The 713-nt window shown below is 73.1% G+C and carries 1 pseudogene; it reads right to left on the bottom strand.

What is annotated here, in order from left to right:
* A pseudogene (locus ACLEQD_RS44735) lies at nucleotides 1-713 on the bottom strand (hypothetical protein); the annotation flags it as partial.

Raw genomic sequence — 713 nt, 5'->3', positions numbered from 1 at the left:
TCCCGAATCTCCTTCAGCCGCCTCTTGCGGTAGGCGACGTACTCCTGCCAGAGCGCTGCGCCGCTATCGACTCCCGGCGGCGGCTCCTCCAGCTTCGGGGCCAGTTGCTTCAGCCGCTTCACGTCCTTGGGCAGGCGTGGGCCCAGGGACTCCAGCTCCGCCTGGAACAGCTTCGCCTTCGCGGCCTCCGCGGCGCCCGCCTCGACGTTCTGCGCGAAGAGGTCCAGGTTGACGGACCGCTTCCCCGCCGCGCCCCTGGTGTCCAGGGGCTGGGCGGACTCGCGGCTCGCGGCCTCCGCCAGCACCGCCTGCGCCTTCGCTGGATTGCCGCGGGCCTCGTACAGCGCCAGCAGCCCCGCCTCGCCCCACTCGGCGGCCACCCGTGCGCCCTCGCGGCGCGCCTGGAGGTAGCGCAACAAGTCGCGCGCGGCGTTGACGCCCAACTGCTCCTCCAGGCGCGCCATCAGCGCCTTCATGCCGACCACGTCGAGCGCCGGCAGCTGGAGCCGCCTCAGCCCGCCGCGCGACTCCACCAAGGCACGTGCTCCCTTGCCCCCGGCATACAGCGCCACCATCAGCGCGGCCGGCGCCAGCTCGCGCGTGGCCTGCTCGTACTTGCCCTGCGCCAGCGAGTACGCCCCGTGCCCCGTTCCCACCGCCAGGTGGTAGAAGCCCACCGGCACACCGAAGGTGAGGTGGTCGAAGGCCCCCGC

Origin of the sequence: Corallococcus sp. 4LFB, from assembly GCF_046520365.1 — a bacterium.
Lineage (GTDB): Bacteria > Myxococcota > Myxococcia > Myxococcales > Myxococcaceae > Corallococcus > Corallococcus caeni.
The sequence above is the reverse complement of the archived record's forward strand: the minus strand, read 5'-3'. Positions and strand labels throughout refer to the sequence as shown.